Source organism: Serratia sp. CY76391 (assembly GCF_052166695.1).
In the GTDB taxonomy this organism is placed as follows: Bacteria; Pseudomonadota; Gammaproteobacteria; order Enterobacterales; family Enterobacteriaceae; genus Serratia; species Serratia nematodiphila.
Genome location: NZ_JBJNOJ010000001.1, coordinates 717,752 through 734,798, shown reverse-complemented (window position 1 = coordinate 734,798; position 17,047 = coordinate 717,752). Strand labels below are relative to the sequence as shown.

17 protein-coding genes and 1 other annotated feature are annotated in these 17,047 nt (G+C 60.8%); of the genes, 12 read left to right on the top strand and 5 right to left on the bottom strand.

Going from position 1 to position 17,047, the window contains the following annotated elements; translation table 11 throughout:
* Positions 1–79: 79 nt before the first annotated feature.
* The gene (locus ACJ8PN_RS03725) at positions 80–1,465 is read right to left on the bottom strand and encodes a sodium:solute symporter (RefSeq protein WP_411261786.1); all 1,386 of its coding nucleotides are present in this window, start codon (positions 1,463–1,465) and stop codon (positions 80–82) included.
* A 77-nt stretch (positions 1,466–1,542) separates the two neighbouring features.
* Positions 1,543–2,475, bottom strand: coding sequence for an agmatinase (speB, locus tag ACJ8PN_RS03720; RefSeq protein ID WP_166729752.1), 933 nt, complete (start codon positions 2,473–2,475; stop codon positions 1,543–1,545).
* A 248-nt stretch (positions 2,476–2,723) separates the two neighbouring features.
* Here speB and ACJ8PN_RS03715 point away from each other — a divergent pair, with 248 nt between their 5' ends.
* The gene (locus tag ACJ8PN_RS03715; RefSeq protein WP_171453674.1) at positions 2,724–3,629 is read left to right on the top strand and encodes a LysR family transcriptional regulator; all 906 of its coding nucleotides are present in this window, start codon (positions 2,724–2,726) and stop codon (positions 3,627–3,629) included.
* On the opposite strand, the gene ACJ8PN_RS03710 is transcribed toward ACJ8PN_RS03715, so the two are convergent.
* Complete coding sequence (locus ACJ8PN_RS03710) at positions 3,620–4,810, bottom strand: MFS transporter (RefSeq protein WP_351106595.1); 1,191 nt, start codon at positions 4,808–4,810, stop codon at positions 3,620–3,622. The two genes, ACJ8PN_RS03715 and ACJ8PN_RS03710, sit on opposite strands and share 10 nt — an antisense overlap.
* Positions 4,811–4,947: 137 nt before the next feature.
* On the opposite strand from ACJ8PN_RS03710, the gene ACJ8PN_RS03705 reads away from it, so the two are divergent.
* On the top strand, positions 4,948–5,832 hold the full coding sequence (locus ACJ8PN_RS03705; RefSeq protein ID WP_351106592.1) for a LysR family transcriptional regulator: 885 nt from the start codon (positions 4,948–4,950) through the stop codon (positions 5,830–5,832).
* Positions 5,833–5,847: 15 nt separating this feature from the next.
* Here ACJ8PN_RS03705 and ACJ8PN_RS03700 read toward each other — a convergent pair whose 3' ends face one another.
* The gene (locus tag ACJ8PN_RS03700) at positions 5,848–6,672 is read right to left on the bottom strand and encodes an SDR family oxidoreductase (protein WP_442534621.1); all 825 of its coding nucleotides are present in this window, start codon (positions 6,670–6,672) and stop codon (positions 5,848–5,850) included.
* Positions 6,673–6,901: 229 nt separating this feature from the next.
* On the opposite strand from ACJ8PN_RS03700, the gene hisL reads away from it, so the two are divergent.
* From hisL to hisIE, 9 genes are all read left to right on the top strand, one after another.
* Positions 6,902–6,949: a his operon leader peptide gene (gene hisL, locus ACJ8PN_RS03695; RefSeq protein WP_100396937.1), complete on the top strand. Its 48-nt coding sequence runs from the start codon at positions 6,902–6,904 to the stop codon at positions 6,947–6,949.
* Positions 6,925–7,051 (top strand) — a sequence feature (His leader region). (Overlaps the previous gene by 25 nt.)
* 70 nt (positions 7,052–7,121) lie before the next feature.
* Entirely contained in the window at positions 7,122–8,021 is a 900-nt protein-coding gene (gene hisG / locus ACJ8PN_RS03690; protein WP_004938793.1) for an ATP phosphoribosyltransferase, read from the top strand.
* Between the two features lie 4 nt (positions 8,022–8,025).
* Complete coding sequence (hisD, locus tag ACJ8PN_RS03685) at positions 8,026–9,333, top strand: histidinol dehydrogenase (protein ID WP_351106588.1); 1,308 nt, start codon at positions 8,026–8,028, stop codon at positions 9,331–9,333.
* Complete coding sequence (hisC, locus tag ACJ8PN_RS03680; protein WP_171453671.1) at positions 9,330–10,418, top strand: histidinol-phosphate transaminase; 1,089 nt, start codon at positions 9,330–9,332, stop codon at positions 10,416–10,418. The genes hisD and hisC overlap by 4 nt, the downstream gene beginning before the upstream one ends.
* Positions 10,415–11,482, top strand: a complete 1,068-nt coding sequence (gene hisB, locus ACJ8PN_RS03675; RefSeq protein WP_015377254.1) for a bifunctional histidinol-phosphatase/imidazoleglycerol-phosphate dehydratase HisB — start codon at positions 10,415–10,417, stop codon at positions 11,480–11,482. The genes hisC and hisB overlap by 4 nt, the downstream gene beginning before the upstream one ends.
* A complete protein-coding gene (gene hisH, locus ACJ8PN_RS03670) occupies positions 11,482–12,072 on the top strand; it encodes an imidazole glycerol phosphate synthase subunit HisH (RefSeq protein ID WP_021504315.1) in 591 nt (196 codons plus the stop codon). The genes hisB and hisH overlap by 1 nt, the downstream gene beginning before the upstream one ends.
* A gap of 5 nt (positions 12,073–12,077) precedes the next feature.
* Positions 12,078–12,815 (top strand): 1-(5-phosphoribosyl)-5-[(5-phosphoribosylamino)methylideneamino]imidazole-4-carboxamide isomerase, encoded by a 738-nt coding sequence (gene hisA / locus ACJ8PN_RS03665; RefSeq protein ID WP_442534620.1) that lies wholly within the window; start codon positions 12,078–12,080, stop codon positions 12,813–12,815.
* Positions 12,797–13,573, top strand: a complete 777-nt coding sequence (hisF, locus tag ACJ8PN_RS03660; protein WP_351106584.1) for an imidazole glycerol phosphate synthase subunit HisF — start codon at positions 12,797–12,799, stop codon at positions 13,571–13,573. Before hisA ends, hisF begins: the two co-directional genes overlap by 19 nt.
* Complete coding sequence (gene hisIE, locus ACJ8PN_RS03655) at positions 13,567–14,187, top strand: bifunctional phosphoribosyl-AMP cyclohydrolase/phosphoribosyl-ATP diphosphatase HisIE (RefSeq protein WP_171453669.1); 621 nt, start codon at positions 13,567–13,569, stop codon at positions 14,185–14,187. The genes hisF and hisIE overlap by 7 nt, the downstream gene beginning before the upstream one ends.
* Positions 14,188–14,261: 74 nt before the next feature.
* On the opposite strand, the gene gndA is transcribed toward hisIE, so the two are convergent.
* A complete protein-coding gene (gene gndA, locus ACJ8PN_RS03650; RefSeq protein WP_004938815.1) occupies positions 14,262–15,668 on the bottom strand; it encodes an NADP-dependent phosphogluconate dehydrogenase in 1,407 nt (468 codons plus the stop codon).
* 262 nt (positions 15,669–15,930) lie between these two features.
* On the opposite strand from gndA, the gene ACJ8PN_RS03645 reads away from it, so the two are divergent.
* The gene (locus ACJ8PN_RS03645) at positions 15,931–16,971 is read left to right on the top strand and encodes an acyltransferase family protein (RefSeq protein ID WP_171453668.1); all 1,041 of its coding nucleotides are present in this window, start codon (positions 15,931–15,933) and stop codon (positions 16,969–16,971) included.
* The last annotated feature ends 76 nt before the right edge of the window (positions 16,972–17,047 follow it).

The following is a 17,047-nucleotide window of genomic DNA, read 5'->3' as shown; positions in this document are numbered from 1 at the left end:
GTTAAACCGACAGGGCGGCGATGCACCCTGCTCCTCAGTAAATCAGTAAAGGCACCGTGATAAAAGCCCGGATCGCGCCTCAGCGTTCAGTTTGAGCCTGCAGCTGCGGCGCCGGGCGGCTCAGCAGGCTGCCCAGCACGAAGGCGACGCCGCCGCCCAGCAGACCGCCGTAGATCGGGCTGTTAGCGTCGATGCCGTGCCAGATCATCAGCCCCACCACGCACAGGCTGCCGGTCAGCATGCTGGCGATGGCACCGGCGCTGGTGGCGCGCGGCCAGAAGATCGCCCCCACCAGCGGGATCAGCATGCCGCCCACCAGCAGGTTGTAAGCCAGCGTCAGCGCCGCCAGCACGTCGCGCACCACAAACGCCAGCCCCAGCATGACCGCGCCCATGAAAAGCGTGGTGAAGCGCCCGGCGGCCAGCCCGCCGGAAGGTTTACGGCGGATGGCCGGCAGCACGTCCTCCAGCGCGATGGTCGAAGACGCCAACAGGCAGGCGCTGGCGGTGGACATCAGCGCCGCCAGGGCCGCGGCGGCCACCAGCCCGCTGACGCCGACCGGCAACACCGCCTGCGCGATGGCGGCAAAGGCGCTATCGGTATTGCTGAGCGACGGCAGCACGATCTTGCCGGCCATGCCGATCAGCGCGCCGGTCACGCCGTACAGCACGCAATAGACGCCCGCCCCCAGCCCGGCGAAGCGCGCCACATTGGCGCTGCGGGCGGTGAACACCCGCTGCCAAATGTCCTGGCCGATCAGAATGCCGAAGAAGTAGATCAGGAAGAACACCAGAATGGTGTCCAGCCCAATCGACGACAGCTGGTAGTAACCGGTGGGCAGCAGGCTGGTGAACGCCTCCCAGCCGCCGGCCTTGACGATGCTCATCGGCATCAGCACCAGCATCATGCCGACGGTCATGATGATGAACTGAATGATGTCGGTCAGCGTCAGCGACCACATGCCGCCCAGCGTCGAATACAGCACCACCAGCCCGCCGCCGAGCAGAATGGATGCGCTGAACGACAGGCCGAACATCACCTGCATTACGCTGCCGATGGCGATGATCGAGGTCACCGCCACCATCAGGTCATACGCCAGCATGATCGCGCCGCTGGTGACCCGCGCCGCCGGGTGATAGCGCCGCGACAGCACCTGGCTGACGGTATACAGTTTCAGCTTGAGCAGCGGCTTGGCCAGCACCAGGCTCAGCACCACAATGCCCAGCCCCAGCGCGCCGCACAGCCAGACGCCGGAGATACCGTAGGTATAACCGAGTTTGACGCTGCCGATGGTCGACGCACCGCCGAGTACCACCGCCGACAGCGTGCCCAGATACAGCCCCGGCCCCAGGTTGCGCCCGGCCACCAGATACGCCTCTTTGGAATTGGCGCGGCGAATGCCCATCCATCCCACCGCGCCTATCACCAGAAAGTAAAACACCACGACCAGCAAATCGAGATTCATGGGTACCTCCACTCCGTAGTTATTGTTATCAGGGGCCCCGACGCAACCGCTCCGCCGGTAGAGTCAGTGCACCGGCCTCAGCGGGCCGGCAGCACGCACAACATTTCAAACAGCAGGTTGGCGGCCAACAGCGCGGTGTTACCGGAGCGATCGTAAGGCGGCGACACCTCCACCACGTCGCCGCCGACCAGGTTTAGCCCATGACAGCCGCGCACGATCTCCAGCCCTTGCCAGACCGACAGCCCGCCGACCTCCGGCGTGCCGGTGCCCGGTGCGAAGGCCGGATCCAGCCCGTCGATATCGAAACTGAGATAAACCGGCGCGTCGCCCATCTGTTCGCGGATCTCCGCCATCAGCGGTGTCAGTGACCGGTGCCAGCAGGCCTCAGCCGGCACCACACGAAAGCCCTGGCGGCGTGACCAGTCGAAGTCGTCCGCCGCATAGCCACTGCCGCGCAGGCCAATCTGCACCACCTTTTCCGGCGCCAGCAGCCCTTCCTCAAACGCGCGGCGGAAGGTGGTGCCGTGCGCCAGCTGTTCGCCGAACATCTCCTCGTTGGTATCGGAATGCGCATCGACGTGGATCAGCCCGACCGGGCCATGACGACGGGCGACGGCGCGCAGCACCGGCAGCGTCAGGGTGTGATCGCCGCCGAGCGTCAACGGCGTGCAGCCGTGCGCCAGGATCTCGTGGTAAGCCGCCTCGATGCGCTGCACGCTGTCCGCCAGGCTGTAGGGGTTGATCGCGACATCCCCCAGATCGGCCACCTGCAGCCGTTCAAACGGCGCAGAGCCGGTGCCCATGTTGTAAGGACGGATCATCACCGATTCCTGGCGGATCTGGCGCGGGCCATAGCGAGTGCCGCTGCGGTTGGAGGTGCCGATATCGAGCGGAATGCCGACAAAGGCGGCGTCCAGACCGCGCGCCTGTTCTGCCGCGGGCAGGCGCATCATGGTGGGGAGGCCGGCAAAGCGCGGCATATCGTTACCGCTTTGGGGTTGGTTCAGCATGGCGTTTCCTTGTCGTTATCTGCGATTGATTGAAACATTTGAGCAACATTTGCAGGCTACCCCGTCGGCCACCTCGGCTACCATTCCCGCTTTTGCATGTAAACATCGGAAAACGCGATGCAACTAACTTATTGAAGTATTGATTTTTATTTCAACTTCATGCCATAAGGAAGGCCATATCTTCAGCGCCGCACCTATTTCTTCGATGTTAAAAATGGGTTAACCGGCCGACGTACTGCGGAGGGGGAATGCTCACCAACCTAAGCGATATCGATCTGAAACTGCTGCGGGTGTTCGTCGCAGTAGCGGAAGCCCAGGGCGTCAGCGCCGCGCAGGAAGCGCTGCTGATGAACCAATCCACCATCAGCACCCATCTGGCCTCGTTGGAAACCCGACTGGGTTTTCGCCTGTGCCAACGCGGGCGCTCCGGCTTCCGGCTGACGCCCAAGGGCGAACGCATGCTGATCGCCTGCCGTTCGCTGTTCAACGCCGCCCGCGACTTCACCCGGGTCAGCCAGTCGCTGAACGGCCTGCTGACCGGCGATCTGCAAATCGGTCTGGTGGACAATCTGGTTTCGCTGCCGGGCAATCCGTTCAGCCAGGCCATCAAGCACTTTCAGCGGCGCCATCAGGACGTGCAATTGCAGTGCCGCATCTGTTCGCCGAACGAGATTGAGCAAGGGCTGCTGCACCAGCAGCTCGATCTGGGCATCGGCTACTTCGGCCAACAGCTGGAGGAGTTACGTTATCAGCCATGGCTGGAGGAAATACAGGCGATCTACTGCAGCACGGATCACCCGCTGTTCGCGGTGGAAGAACCCGAGCGCGAGCAGATTGAAAACGCGCGCTGGGTCAAGCGCGGCTACCTGCTTGCGCAGCAGCTGTGCCCGATCGCGCCGCCTCACTTGGCGGCGGTGGCTCACCATATGGAAAGCGTCGCCCATCTGGTGCTGAGCGGTACCTGTCTTGGCTATCTGCCCACCCACTACGCGGCGCGCTGGGTGGAACAGGGGCTGCTGCGGCAGTTGGGCGGCACGGCGCTCTCTTATCGCGCCACGCTTAGCCTGGTCAGCCGCCCCGTCCAGCCCGACGAGGCGTTGAACGCGCTGCTGGAGGATTTGGCGCGCACCGCACGCCAATCACCTCATCGCTGAGAGGCCAGCGCCCGATTCATGGCAAACAGCGTGCCGGTTAAAGACAGGACGAGGAACCCGATGATGGCCCAGGCAAAAGAGGCCGCTCCGCCCTCGTCGAGCAACATGCCGCCGACCGCGCCACCGGCGGCCACGGCGGTATTCCAGCCCGTCGTATACATGGACTGCGCAACGTCGGCCGCACGGCCGGAAAGCCGTGACAATGCCGTCTGCGTGAGGGTGGCGAAACCGCCGAAAGCCACGCCCCACAATGCGACGGAGAGATAGACAATCGGGGCCGCCCGTCCCCCGCTCCCCAGCAGCACGGCGGCGAGGGAAAAGATAACGATACTCATCACCGTAAGAGATTGGACTCGCCGATCGACCAGCATCCCGGCGATGCCTAATCCGGCAATCGCGCCCAGCCCGAAGATAAACAGCACGATATCGACCCGCTCGGATAACCCCGACGGCTTGAGGAAAGGCTCCAGGTAGATATACAGAATGTTGTGGGCAACGATGAAGGTGAACACCACGAACAGCACGGCGCGGATCCCGCACTGCAAGAAGACGCCGCTCAGAGACGGGCGATGCGCCTTAGCCTGGCCGGGGAAATCCGGCACGATAGCGATGATCCACGCCACGAGCGCCAGCGCCATCAACGTCATCAGGCCAAAGGCGCCCTGCCAACCGATGGCTCGACCAAGCAACGTGCCGAGCGGCACGCCGAGCACCAACGCCAGGGTGGCGCCGGCGCCGGAGATCGCAATAGCGCGGCCGCCAAGATGAGCCGGTGACATGCGCACGGCGTAACCGGCCAGCAAAGACCAAACGATGCCGCCGAAAACGCCGGCGAAGAAGCGCGTTGCCAATGAGACATGGTAGTCATGCGACAGCGCCGTGACGAGGTTGACGATGGCAAAACCGCAGATCGCGCTCAACAGCAAGGGGCGGCGCCGCATGCCTTGCGTCAATGCGGTCAGCGGAATGGCGGCGACCAACGCGCCCACCGCATAGGCGGTGATGAATTGCCCCGCCAGGCTTTCAGACACGTTCAAATCGCCCGCGATCGAAGAAAGCACGCCCGCCGGCATGATCTCGGTCAGCAACGTGATGAAAGCGGCCATTGCCAATGCCAGCAGGCCCCCCAGCGGCAACCGCTCGATGCTCCCGGCAGGCGCAGATATCGTCGTTTGATTCATCAATCACTCCCCATTCAAAGATGTTTCCGCTCATTGCGGATGACGCTTGCATCATGCTGCCCACTCGCTGATAAAAGAAAAATAGGCTAAAGTGAACAACACTCATGACATAAATGTCACCAATAGAATGGAAGCCTATGGAAAGCTTGGGTTCTCTCGACGTTTTCGTGCGGGTCAGTGAAAGCCGCAGTTTCACGGCGGCCGGGCAGCAGCTGGGGATCTCCGCGTCGGCGGTCAGCAAAACCATCGCCCGGCTGGAGGAACGGCTCAGCGTGCGGTTGTTTCACCGCTCCACCCGCACGGTCAACCTGACGCCGGAAGGCGCCTTGTTCCTGGAAAGGTGCCGTCGCATTTTGAGCGAGGTGAAAGACGCGGAAGCCGAACTGTTGCAAACGCGAGGAACGCCCCAGGGTAAGCTGCGCATCAGTCTCCCGTCGCTGGGCACGCTTTTCATGCCAAAACTGGGGGACTTCAAGCGCCGCTATCCTGAGATCGAGCTGGATATTGATTATTCGGATCGGCTGGTTGACGTGATTGAGGAAGGTTTCGATGCCGTTATCCGCAGCGGAACCCCAAGCGATTCACGGCTGGTTGCCCGCCGGTTGGGGACCTGCCGCAAGGTTTTCGTTGGCGCGCCGGGTTATTTCAGCCAAGCGGGTATGCCGCGCAAGCCCGAGGATCTGACAAGCCATGCCCGTTTGCATTATCGCTTTCCCAGCACCGGCAAACTGGATATCTGGCCGCTGGGGGACAAGACGGAGATGCTCCCCGAACGGCCGGCCAGCATGGTGACAAATACCCTCGATCCGCAGGTGTGCTTCGCGGAACAAGGGCTCGGCATCGCTTATTTGCCGGAGATAGCCGTACGCAGACAGCTGGAACAGGGCAGCCTGGTGACGGTTTTGGATGAGTACCACCGCGAGAACATGGTTTTTCATGTCCTCTGGCCGTCGGGCCGCCACCTGTCAGTCAAAATCAGGCTGTTCGTCGACTTTGTGACGAGCCATCTGTTCCCGCTTTAAACGACATATACCGTCTTAACTGACCGGCATACGCGCCGGATCGGGATGCTGGTACTCAAAACCCAGCTCGTTGCAGATGCGGTTGCCGTCCACCAGCCGCTCATCCTGCTCCGCTTCGTCGGCGAACTGCGGCGGCTCCAGGTGCAGCTGCTCGGCCAGCGCCGGATAAAATTCGCGCTTGGCCGGATGACGCGGCGCGCACAGGTTGTACACGTGACCGCCCTTCGGCAGCTTCAGCAACAGCTGGATGGCGGCGATGACGTCGTCCTGGTGCACCAGATTCACCCCCTGCGAACCGCCCTTCACATCGAGCTTGCCTGCCAGGAAGCGGCCGGGGTGACGATCGGCGCCCACCAGCCCCGCCAGCCGCAGAATGTCCACCGAGGTGTTCGGCAATTCATGCAGCCAGCGTTCCAGCTCGGCCAGAACCCGGCCCGACGGCGAGACCGGCCGCAGCGGCGACTCTTCGCGCAGCGTGCCGGCGGTTTCGCCGTACACCGAGGTGGAACTGGTGAAGATCACCCGCGGCACGCCAAAGGCCATCGCGCTGTCCACCAGCATGCGCACCGCATTGAAATAGTTTTCGCTGCCTTCGACGGTGCGGCGAGCGGGCAGTGTCACCACCAACGCATCCACGCGCAGCAGCGATTCCAGATCGTCCGGATCGCACAACAGCTCCGGCGTCAGTTCCAGTTGGTAGCATTCGATGCCGCTCATGCGCGCGGCCTCGACGCCGTCCGGCGTGGTTTTGCTACCGACCACGTCATACCCGCGCCCCATCAGCGACAGCGCCAACGGCATGCCCAGCCAACCCAAACCAATAATGGCTACCTTTTTCATCCTCTTCCTCTCCTGAAGATCGCAGCGCCCTACCCCTAAGGCTACGCCACTGCGCACGGCGATACAATCTGCCCGGCTTAAGGTCAGGTAAAGCTGTCTGTGGCTAATAACCTAACCTGTTTCAATAAATTAAATTTATGACGTTAAAAAAGGGTTGCGCGGTGGACAGCGGATAGTTTAGCTTAATTGGCATACGGTTTTTACCGGCTTTTGATTAGAGAAAAACACCATGACACGCGTTCAGTTCAACCACCATCATCACCATCACCCTGACTAGTCTTTCAGGCGATGAGTGCTGGAAGACGGTTTGTTAATCTTCCAGTGGCGCGCAGAACGCAAGAGAGAGCCCTCGGAAGATTTCTTCCGAGGGTTTTTTTTTGGCTCCGGACAGACAGAAAGAATAGTTTTTACAATAAATTCATAAAATTACAGATTAAACAGAGGTTACCATGCTGGACAAGACACGTTTACGGATCGCAATGCAGAAGTCGGGCCGCCTGAGCGATGAATCCCAGGAACTGCTGGCGCGCTGCGGCATCAAGATCAACCTGCAGCAGCAGCGTCTGATCGCCTTCGCCGAGAACATGCCGATCGATATCCTGCGCGTGCGCGACGACGATATTCCGGGCCTGGTGATGGACGGCGTGGTCGATCTCGGCATCATCGGCGAAAACGTGCTGGAAGAAGAGCTGCTCAGCCGCCGCGCCCAGGGCGAAGACCCGCGTTACTTCACGCTGCGCCGCCTCGATTTCGGCGGCTGCCGCCTGTCGCTGGCCACCCCGCTCGACGCCGAATACACCGGCCCGCAAAGCCTGCAGGACGCCCGCATCGCCACCTCTTACCCGCACCTGCTGAAGCAATACCTCGACAAGCAGGGCGTGCGCTTCAAATCTTGCCTGCTGAACGGCTCGGTGGAAGTGGCGCCGCGCGCCGGTCTGGCCGACGCCATCTGCGATCTGGTCTCTACCGGCGCCACGCTGGAGGCCAACGGCCTGCGTGAAGTAGAAGTGATCTACCGCTCCAAGGCTTGCCTGATCCAGCGCGACGGCGAAATGCCGGAAGCCAAACAGCAGCTGATCGATCGCCTGATGACCCGCATTCAGGGCGTGATCCAGGCGCGTGAATCCAAATACATCATGCTGCACGCGCCGAGCGAGAAACTGGACGAGATCGTCGCGCTGTTGCCGGGCGCCGAGCGCCCGACCATTCTGCCGCTGGCCGGCGCGCAGAACCGCGTGGCGATGCACATGGTGAGCAGCGAAACCCTGTTCTGGGAAACCATGGAAAAACTGAAAGCGCTCGGCGCCAGCTCGATTCTGGTGCTGCCGATTGAAAAGATGATGGAGTAACGCCATGTCGACCTTCAACACGCCGATCGATTGGGCGACCAGCAGCGCCGAACGCCAGGCCGAGCTGCTGATGCGCCCGGCCATCGCCGCCTCCGACAGCATCACCCGCACGGTGAGCGAGATCCTCGACAACGTGAAGGCCAACGGCGATCGGGCGCTGCGCGACTACAGCGCCCGTTTCGACAAGGCGGAAGTCTCGGCGCTGCGCGTCAGCGCCGAGCAGATCGCCGCCGCCACCGCGCGGTTGGGCGACGACATCAAACAGGCGATGGCAGTAGCCGTCGCCAACGTGGAAACCTTCCACAACGCGCAGCAGCTGCCGCCGGTGGACGTCGAAACGCAACCGGGCGTGCGCTGCCAACAGGTGACCCGCCCCATCGACTCGGTCGGCCTGTATATTCCCGGCGGATCGGCGCCGCTGTTCTCCACCGTGCTGATGCTGGCGACGCCGGCGCGCATCGCCGGCTGCCGCCGGGTGGTGCTGTGCTCACCGCCGCCGATCACCGATGAGATCCTGTATGCGGCGCAGCTGTGCGGCGTGCAGGAAGTGTTTCAGGTCGGGGGCGCGCAGGCGATCGCCGCCCTGGCGTTCGGCACCGAGAGCGTGCCGCGCGTGGCGAAGATCTTCGGGCCGGGCAACGCCTTCGTGACCGAAGCCAAGCGGCAGGTCAGTCAGCGCCTTGATGGCGCGGCCATCGACATGCCGGCCGGCCCTTCGGAGGTGCTGGTGATCGCCGACGCCGGCGCCACTCCGGCGTTCGTCGCTTCCGATCTGCTGTCGCAGGCCGAACACGGCCCGGATTCGCAGGTGATCCTGCTGACGCCGGACGCGGCAATGGCGCAGGCGGTGGCCGAAGCAGTGGAAAGCCAACTGGCCGAGCTGCCACGCGCCGAGACCGCCCGCCAGGCGCTGGCGAGCAGCCGCCTGATCGTAGCGCGCGATCTGGCTGAGTGCGTAGCGATCAGCAACCGCTACGGCCCGGAGCACCTGATTATTCAGACCCGCAATGCGCGCGAACTGGTGGACGGCATCACCAGCGCCGGTTCGGTGTTCCTCGGCGACTGGTCGCCGGAGTCCGCCGGCGATTACGCCTCCGGCACCAACCACGTGCTGCCGACCTACGGCTACACCGCCACCTGCTCCAGCCTGGGCCTGGCCGACTTTCAAAAACGCATGACGGTGCAGGAGCTGACGCCGCAGGGCTTCAGCAACCTGGCCGCCACCATCGAGACGCTGGCTGCCGCCGAGCAGCTGATCGCCCACAAGAACGCCGTGACCCTGCGCGTCGCCGCCCTGAAGGAGCAAGCATGAGCATCGAAAAACTGGCGCGCGCCAACGTTCGCGAGCTGACCCCTTATCAATCGGCGCGCCGCCTCGGCGGCAAGGGTGACGTATGGCTGAACGCCAACGAATACCCGATCGCCCCGGAATTCCAGCTGACCGCGCAAACCTTCAACCGCTATCCGGAGTGCCAGCCGGCGCAGGTGATCGAACGCTACGCCGCCTACGCCGGGGTGAAGAAAGAACAGGTGCTGGTCAGCCGCGGTGCCGATGAAGGCATCGAGCTGCTGATCCGCGCCTTCTGCGAGCCGGGCAAAGACGCCATTCTGTTCTGCCCGCCGACCTACGGCATGTACGCCGTCAGCGCCGAAACCTTTGGCGTGGAGCGCCGCACCGTGGCCGCCAAAGAGGACTGGCAGCTGGATCTGCCGGCCATCGCAGACAGCCTGGACAACGTGAAGTTGATCTACGTCTGCAGCCCGAACAACCCGACCGGCAACCTGATCGACCCGGACTCTCTGCGCAATCTGCTGGAGCTGGCCAAAGGCAAAGCGATCGTCGCGGTGGACGAAGCCTATATCGAGTTTTGCCCGCAGGCCTCGGTGGCCGGTTGGCTGAGCGACTACCCGCACCTGGCTATTCTGCGTACGCTGTCAAAGGCCTTTGCGCTGGCCGGCCTGCGCTGCGGCTTTACGCTCGCCAATGAAGATCTGATTGCCCTGCTGCTGAAGGTGATCGCCCCTTACCCGCTCTCGACGCCGGTGGCGGATATCGCCGCGCAGGCGCTGAGCGAAGAAGGTATCCGCACCATGCGCCAGCGCGTCACCGACATCGCAGCCACCCGCAGCTGGCTGCAGCAACAGCTGGAGAAATGCGCCTGCGTCGAGCAGGTTTTCGCCAGCGACAGCAATTACCTGCTGGCCCGCTTCACCGCCTCAAGTAATGTGTTTAAAAGCTTGTGGGATCAGGGCATTATCTTACGAGACCAAAACAAACAGCCCGGGTTGTCCGGCTGCCTGCGCATCACCATAGGCACCCGCGACGAATGTCAACGCGTGGTGGACGCGTTGTCCGCCCTGCCCGGCGCCAACCAGACTCGCCAGGAGCCAATGTGAGCCAAAAAATCCTCTTTATCGATCGTGACGGCACGCTGATCGCCGAGCCACCGGAAGATTTCCAGGTTGACCGCCTGGACAAGCTGGCGCTCGAGCCAGACGTGATCCCTTCCCTGCTGGCGCTGCAACAGGCGGGATATCAGCTGGTGATGATCACCAATCAGGATGGGCTCGGCACCGCCAGTTTCCCGCAGGAGACCTTCGATCCGCCGCACAACCTGATGATGCAGATCCTCAGCTCCCAGGGCATTCAGTTCGCCGATGTGCTGATCTGCCCGCACCTGCCGGCGGACAACTGCGACTGCCGCAAGCCGAAAACCGCGCTGGTGAAAGGCTACCTTGAACCCGGCGTGCTCGATACCGCGCACAGTTACGTGATCGGCGATCGGCCGACCGATGTGCAGCTGGCGGAAAACATGGGCATCCAGGGGCTGCGTTACCAGCGCGGCGTGCTGGGCTGGAAAGAGATCGTGCGCCAGCTGACCCTGCGTGACCGTCACGCGCGGGTTAATCGCGTGACCAAAGAGACGCAGATCGACGTCAACGTCTGGCTGGATCGCGAAGGCGGCAGCAAGATCAAAACCGGCGTCGGCTTCTTCGATCACATGCTGGATCAGATCGCCACCCACGGCGGCTTCCGCATGGAGATCGACGTCAAAGGCGACCTGTATATCGACGATCACCACACGGTAGAGGACACCGGCCTGGCGTTGGGTGAAGCGCTGAACAAGGCGCTCGGCGACAAGCGCGGCATCGCCCGCTTCGGCTTCGTGCTGCCGATGGACGAATGCCTGGCGCGCTGCGCGCTGGATATCTCCGGCCGCCCGCACCTGGAGTACAAGGCCGAGTTCAACTATCAGCGCGTCGGCGATCTCAGCACCGAAATGGTCGAGCACTTCTTCCGTTCGCTCTCTTACACCATGGGCTGCACGCTGCACCTGAAGACCAAGGGCAAAAACGACCACCACCGGGTCGAGAGCCTGTTCAAAGTGTTTGGCCGCACGCTGCGCCAGGCGATCCGCGTCGAGGGCAATACCCTGCCGAGTTCGAAAGGAGTGCTGTGATGAACGTGGTGATTTTGGATACCGGCTGCGCCAACCTGGCCTCCGTCACCTACGCGGTGCGGCGCCTGGGTTATCAGCCGGAAGTGAGCCGCGATCCGGAGATCGTGCTGCGCGCCGACAAGCTGTTCCTGCCGGGCGTCGGCACCGCGCAGGCGGCGATGGATCAGCTGCGCGAACGCGATCTGATCGAACTGATCAGGGCCTGCACGCAGCCGGTGCTGGGCATCTGCCTCGGCATGCAGCTGCTGGCGGCCAGCAGCGAAGAGAACGGCGGCATAACGACGCTCGGCCTCATCGATACGCCGGTAAAGCAGATGACCGACTTCGGCCTGCCGCTGCCGCACATGGGCTGGAACCAGGTATCCGCACAGGCGGGTCACCATCTGTTCCGCGGCATCGATGACGGCGCCTACTTCTATTTCGTACACAGCTATGCGATGCCGATATGCCCCAGCACCATCGCTCAGGCGAACTACGGCGAGCCCTTCACCGCCGCCGTGCAAAAAGACAACTTCTTCGGCGTGCAGTTTCATCCAGAACGTTCTGGAGCGGCCGGCGCACAACTGTTGAAAAACTTTCTGGAGATGTAGGCAGCATGATTATTCCGGCTTTGGATTTGATCGACGGCAACGTGGTGCGTTTGCATCAGGGCGATTACGGCCAGCAGCGCGACTACGGCAACGATCCGCTGCTGCGCCTGCAGGACTATCAACAACAGGGCGCCCAGGTGCTGCACCTGGTCGATCTGACCGGCGCCAAGGATCCGGCGGCGCGCCAGATCCCGCTGCTGCGCAAGCTGCTGGCGGGGGTTGACGTGCCGGTGCAGGTCGGCGGCGGCATCCGCAACGAACAAGACGTCAGCGCCCTGCTGGAGGCCGGCGCCACGCGCGTGGTGATCGGCTCCACCGCGGTGAAACAGCCGCAGTTGGTGCAAAACTGGTTCGAGCGCTACGGCGCCGACGCGCTGGTGCTGGCGCTGGACGTGCGCATCGACGCGCAGGGCGTGAAGCGCGTGGCCATCAGCGGCTGGCAAGAAGACTCCGACGCCACGCTGGAGCAGGTGGTGGAACAGTTCCTGCCCTACGGGCTCAAGCACGTGCTGTGCACCGATATTTCGCGCGACGGCACGCTGGCCGGTTCCAACGTGGCGCTGTATCAGGAGATCAGCCGCCGTTATCCGCAGGTGGCCTTCCAGGCCTCGGGCGGCATCGGCAATCTGGACGACATCGCCCAGCTGCGCGGCAGCGGCGTTGCCGGCGTGATCGTGGGGCGCGCCCTGCTGGAAGGTAAATTTAGCGTTGAGGAGGCGATCGCATGCTGGCAAAACGGATAATCCCGTGCCTGGATGTTAAAGACGGGCAAGTGGTGAAAGGCGTGCAGTTCCGCAACCACGAAATCATCGGCGACATCGTGCCGCTGGCGCAGCGCTATGCGCAGGAAGGCGCGGACGAGCTGGTGTTTTACGATATCACCGCCTCGAGCGATGGCCGGGTGGTGGACAAAAGCTGGGTGTCGCGCGTGGCGGAGGTGATTGATATTCCGTTCTGCGTCGCCGGCGGCATTAAAAGCGCCGAGGACGCCAGCCAGATCCTGTCTTTCGGCGCCGACAAGATTTCCATCAACTCGCCGGCGCTGGCCGATCCTGAGCTGATTAGCCGCCTGGCGGATCGCTTTGGCGTGCAGTGCATCGTGGTAGGCATCGACACCTGGTTCGACAGTGAAACCGGCAAGTATCACGTCAACCAATATACCGGCGACGAGAGCCGCACCCGCGTCACCCAGTGGGAAACCCTCGACTGGGTGCAGGAAGTGCAGCGCCGCGGCGCCGGTGAGATCGTGCTGAACATGATGAACCAGGACGGCGTGCGTAACGGTTACGATCTGCAGCAGCTGCGCCGGGTGCGCGAGGTCTGCAAAGTGCCGCTGATCGCCTCCGGCGGCGCGGGCACGATGGAACACTTCCTGGAAGCGTTCCGCGATGCGGACGTCGACGGCGCGCTGGCGGCGTCGGTGTTCCACAAACAACTCATCAATATCGGCGAACTGAAAAGGTTCCTGGTTGAACAAGGCGTGGAGATTCGCGTGTGCTGACAGAACAACAGAGAAACCAGCTGGACTGGGAAAAAACCGATGGCCTGATGCCGGCCATCGTGCAGCACGCCGTTTCCGGCGAAGTGCTGATGCTGGGTTACATGACGCCGGAAGCGCTGGCCACCACCGAGCAAAGCGGCAACGTCACCTTCTTCTCGCGCACCAAGCAGCGCCTGTGGACCAAGGGTGAAAGCTCCGGCCACTTCCTTAAGGTGGTCAGCATCACGCCGGACTGCGATAACGATACGCTGCTGATATTGGCCAACCCGATCGGCCCGACCTGCCACCTCGGCAACAGCAGCTGCTTCCACCCGGCCGCCAGCGACTGGGCGTTCCTCTATCAGCTGGAGCAGCTGTTGGCGGAGCGCAAGCACGCCAGCCCGGACAGCTCGTACACCGCCAGCCTGTATGCCAGCGGCACCAAGCGCATCGCGCAGAAGGTCGGGGAGGAAGGCGTGGAAACCGCGCTGGCCGCCACGGTCAACGATCGCGAAGAGCTGACCAACGAAGCTTCGGACCTGATCTATCACCTGCTGGTGCTGCTGCAGGACCAGGATCTGGATCTGAGCGCGGTGATTGGCCGGCTGCGCGAGCGGCATCAGAAAAAAGCATGACGTTAACTCGCACGCAATAAAAAAGCCGCCGGGCGTTAACCTCGGCGGCTTTTTTTATCGCTCAACGAGCGGGCTTATTCCATCCATTCGGTATGGAACACGCCTTCCTTGTCGATACGTTTATAGGTGTGCGCACCGAAGTAGTCGCGCTGCGCCTGGATCAGGTTCGCCGGCAGCACCGCGGAACGGTAGCTGTCGTAGTAAGCGATCGCAGCGGAGAAGGTTGGCGTAGGGATACCGTTCTGCACGGCGTAGGCCACCACGTCACGCAGCGCCTGCTGGTATTCGTCGGCGATTTGCTTGAAGTATGGCGCCAGCAGCAGGTTGGCGATATCGGCATCCGCCGCGTAAGCGTCGGTGATCTTCTGCAGGAACTGAGCGCGGATGATGCAACCGGCGCGGAAGATCTTGGCGATTTCGCCGTAGTGCAGATCCCAGTTGTTTTCTTTAGACGCGGCTTTCAGCTGAGAGAAGCCCTGCGCGTAGGACACGATTTTGCCCAGATACAGCGCGCGACGCACTTTCTCGATGAATTCAGCTTTGTCGCCGGTGAACGGCGCCACTTTCGGGCCGGTCAGCACTTTAGAGGCAGCAACGCGCTGATCTTTCAGCGAGGACAGGTAGCGTGCGAATACCGATTCGGTGATCAGCGACAGCGGTTCGCCCAGATCCAGCGAGCTCTGGCTGGTCCATTTGCCGGTGCCTTTGTTGGCGGCTTCGTCCAGGATCACATCGACCAGGTATTTACCCTCTTCGTCTTTCTTGGTGAAGATGTCTTTGGTGATGTCGATCAGGTAGCTGTTCAGCTCGCCCTTGTTCCACTCGGCGAAGGTTTCGGCCAGCTGCTCGTTGCTCAGATTCAGCGCCTGTTTCAGCAGAGAATAGGCTTCGGCAATCAGCTGCATGTCGCCGTATTCGATGCCGTTGTGCACCATCTTCACATAGTGGCCGGCACCGTCTGCGCCGATGTAGGTCACGCAAGGCTCGCCTTCCGCAACCGCAGCGATTTTCTCCAGGATTGGCGCCACCAGCTCGTAAGCTTCTTTCTGGCCACCAGGCATGATGGAAGGCCCTTTCAACGCGCCCTCTTCACCGCCGGAAACGCCGGTGCCGATGAAGTTGAAGCCCTGGTCGGACAGTTCGCGGTTACGACGGATGGTGTCCTGATAGTAGGTGTTGCCGCCGTCGATCAAGATGTCGCCCTTGTCCAGGTGCGGAGTCAGCGAGGCAATGGTTTTATCCGTTGCTTCGCCCGCTTTCACCATCAGCAGGATGCGGCGCGGTTTTTCCAGCGATTCAACAAACTCTTCAACGGTGTAATACGGCGCCAGATTCTTGCCCGGGTTCTCAGCGATCACTTCGTCAGTTTTGTCGCCAGAACGGTTGAAAATGGAAACGGTGTAACCACGGCTCTCGATGTTCAGCGCGAGGTTGCGGCCCATTACCGCCATGCCGACAACGCCGATTTGTTGCTTGGACATTTAGGAACTCCTGTCTGAGGATGACCCTGCCGGCAACGTCGGCCAGCAGGTTTTGTGATGTGGCACACATGTTAACTCAGGATTGAGCCGGGTGGGTAGTGATTGGTGCGATAGGTCGCATCAAGGCACAAATTCATAGCAGGGAAAATTCACATTTTGTTACATGAGTTGACAGAAAGGGAGAGCAATGAGGGGAAAAACTTTAAACTTGAAGTGAGATGAACTAAAATCCAGCAACCCATTTTTTGTGTAAAAAAAGAAAATGAAGCCTCTCTATTCTCATCAAAAAAACTGTTTTGATGTTATTCGTATTTTTGCAGCATTCCTTGTCCTTTATTCGCACCATTTCGCTTTGAGCGGCAAAGCCGAACCGTCCTTCCTGGGATTTGAAAGTTTTGGTGGCTTAGCCGTTGTCATATTCTTTGGCGTTTCCGGGTATCTGATCGCTCAGTCAGGGATGAGAAGCGGGAGCTTTGTCTCTTTTATGGAAAAAAGAATAAAGCGAATATTCCCGGCGCTTGTCGTATGCAGCATCGTTCTCTACGTCGCCTTAGGCCTAATTCTACAGCCAGAAAGTGTCTTCACTAAAAGATCGTTGATTGCTGCGATCAATCTGGTCGCCTTACGCGGTGCTGACCCTATCACTATGGCACAGCACTACATTTATCCTAACGCGATAAATGGCAGCCTCTGGACGTTGCCGTTAGAGTTCGCTTGCTATCTTATTCTTGCCGTCGCTTTTTGCTTCGCAAAAAATATCAAGCCAATACTCATCGTTCTGCTCGCCATGGTGGCGCTCACTATTTATTTTCTGTCAAATCCAACAACTCTCGGATTCTATTCAATTTCGCTGCAACTGTTTACGCCACGCGCCGTCGCCTTCTTTCTGGGAGCCTTAATGGCATTAACGGAAAGCAGTTGGAATAATAGAAATGCCAAGAAATTTATCTTCCTGTCAGGTATCGTTTTGCTTTATGTACTGAAAGGGAGTTATGAATTGCGGGTGTTAGGCTACCTCATCATTCCCACACTGGTCATTATCATGGGTGTGTCAATAACGGACAAATTTATCTATGGCCGATTTGATTACTCTTATGGCGTCTATATTTATGCGTTCCCAGTGCAACAAATTGTCATAAACCATACGTCGTTGGGTTTTTACAGCAGTATGCTGCTTAGCGCATTAATGACCTTATTCCTCGGTGCGTTATCCTGGCATCTTGTGGAAAGACGCTTCCTGCGCAAGAAAGCGATACCGTCCACCACATCTTCTATCCATGTGGACGAACTGGCCGTGAAGTAGCGCCAATAGCGCCGTCTAGAGGCCCTCCGCTCTCTTTTCTATAAAAAAACCGACGCTATAGCGCCGGTTTTTAATG

Coding starts and splice junctions, on each gene's coding strand:
- ACJ8PN_RS03645 (WP_171453668.1), top strand. CDS start 15,931: ATGAAGCCTCTCTATTCTCATCAAAAAAACTGTTTTGATGTTATTCGT.
- hisH (WP_021504315.1), top strand. CDS start 11,482: ATGAACGTGGTGATTTTGGATACCGGCTGCGCCAACCTGGCCTCCGTC.
- hisC (WP_171453671.1), top strand. CDS start 9,330: ATGAGCATCGAAAAACTGGCGCGCGCCAACGTTCGCGAGCTGACCCCT.
- speB (WP_166729752.1), bottom strand. CDS start 2,475: ATGCTGAACCAACCCCAAAGCGGTAACGATATGCCGCGCTTTGCCGGC.
- hisF (WP_351106584.1), top strand. CDS start 12,797: ATGCTGGCAAAACGGATAATCCCGTGCCTGGATGTTAAAGACGGGCAA.
- hisG (WP_004938793.1), top strand. CDS start 7,122: ATGCTGGACAAGACACGTTTACGGATCGCAATGCAGAAGTCGGGCCGC.
- ACJ8PN_RS03710 (WP_351106595.1), bottom strand. CDS start 4,810: ATGAATCAAACGACGATATCTGCGCCTGCCGGGAGCATCGAGCGGTTG.
- ACJ8PN_RS03705 (WP_351106592.1), top strand. CDS start 4,948: ATGGAAAGCTTGGGTTCTCTCGACGTTTTCGTGCGGGTCAGTGAAAGC.
- ACJ8PN_RS03715 (WP_171453674.1), top strand. CDS start 2,724: ATGCTCACCAACCTAAGCGATATCGATCTGAAACTGCTGCGGGTGTTC.
- ACJ8PN_RS03725 (WP_411261786.1), bottom strand. CDS start 1,465: ATGAATCTCGATTTGCTGGTCGTGGTGTTTTACTTTCTGGTGATAGGC.
- hisD (WP_351106588.1), top strand. CDS start 8,026: ATGTCGACCTTCAACACGCCGATCGATTGGGCGACCAGCAGCGCCGAA.
- gndA (WP_004938815.1), bottom strand. CDS start 15,668: ATGTCCAAGCAACAAATCGGCGTTGTCGGCATGGCGGTAATGGGCCGC.
- ACJ8PN_RS03700 (WP_442534621.1), bottom strand. CDS start 6,672: ATGAAAAAGGTAGCCATTATTGGTTTGGGTTGGCTGGGCATGCCGTTG.
- hisA (WP_442534620.1), top strand. CDS start 12,078: ATGATTATTCCGGCTTTGGATTTGATCGACGGCAACGTGGTGCGTTTG.